The sequence below is a fragment of the Microvirga sp. GN3 genome (assembly GCF_055792825.1).
In genome coordinates this window covers 5,450-6,390 of record NZ_JBVVAK010000269.1, presented here as the reverse complement: position 1 = coordinate 6,390, position 941 = coordinate 5,450, and the positions used below count along the sequence as shown (strand labels likewise).

At 58.8% G+C, this 941-nt stretch carries 2 pseudogenes; one reads left to right on the top strand and one right to left on the bottom strand.

Annotated features, from left to right (window positions below):
• Nucleotides 1-137: 137 nt before the first annotated feature.
• Nucleotides 138-383 (top strand): annotated as a pseudogene (locus tag ACS5Q1_RS45905) (GlgC family sugar phosphate nucleotidyltransferase); the annotation flags it as partial.
• A gap of 238 nt (nucleotides 384-621) precedes the next feature.
• On the opposite strand, the pseudogene ACS5Q1_RS45900 reads toward ACS5Q1_RS45905, so the two are convergent.
• Nucleotides 622-792 (bottom strand): annotated as a pseudogene (locus ACS5Q1_RS45900) (hypothetical protein); the annotation flags it as partial.
• Nucleotides 793-941: the final 149 nt, after the last annotated feature.

Below are 941 nucleotides of genomic sequence, written 5' to 3'. Positions count from 1 at the left end.
TGCTGTATTGCTCGACGGACTGCCTCTGTCGTTGTGGCGCTCCCATGGAGAACCTGGCCCATAGCGCATCCCTCCATTCCGGCGATAAGAATGCACCATCAAACCCCGGGATCAAACATCTCTAGCTCTCACCTTACCGATCGCTTTGGTTCACCGGCACCCGTGTTCACTCCGGTGCCCACCTGGAGGATGCTGTGGTGTTGCCCGGGGTTGAGATTGCCCGTTCGGCCCGGCTGACCAAGGTCATTGTTGATCGTGGTGTTCGGATCCCAGAGGGTCTCGTGGCGCGAGAGGATCCTGCTCTGGATATGCAGCGCTTTCGGCGCACCGAGAGCGGAATTTGCCTGATCACGCAGCCTATGATTGATCAGCTCGAACACTAGGCCAACAGAACAAAAGCCGATCTGTTACGAAGAGGCATCCGAGTAAAGACCAGGACCACAAACAAGATCTGGCCGCATGACGACGAAAGGGCGCGGAATTATCTGCCCTTCAGAGACTCACGGCTGCGAAACTGCGGAAGGGCGATCGAGCAGCCTAACAACACCTGTCATTGCCAGACTGCTCGAACACTCACAGCAGTGCCTTGTAGTCAGCTACGACACCACTTTGCTGGATCTCTTATGCGCCAACTTTACGCCCGCTGGAGCCGGCGTCCTGGTTGGCAGACCCAGCTGCGGTGGTGCCAGTCGTCGCAGACGCAGATCCCATTGTGCCAGACGATTGCTGGACGCGGATGTTGTTCTGGACGTGCTTGACGCCCGACACCTGCTCCGCGATGTCCTCCGCCCGCCGCTTGGCGTCAGACGCACTAGTCCGTTTAAGGCGAGAGCCACGCGGCTTTCGCGACGTATAGGTCTCGTCCTAGGAGAGCGCGGTGCTCTGGGAGACCCTAGGCTTGTGGTGCTAGTTGTTACTGGAACCAGTCGGCCCGGCTTGCC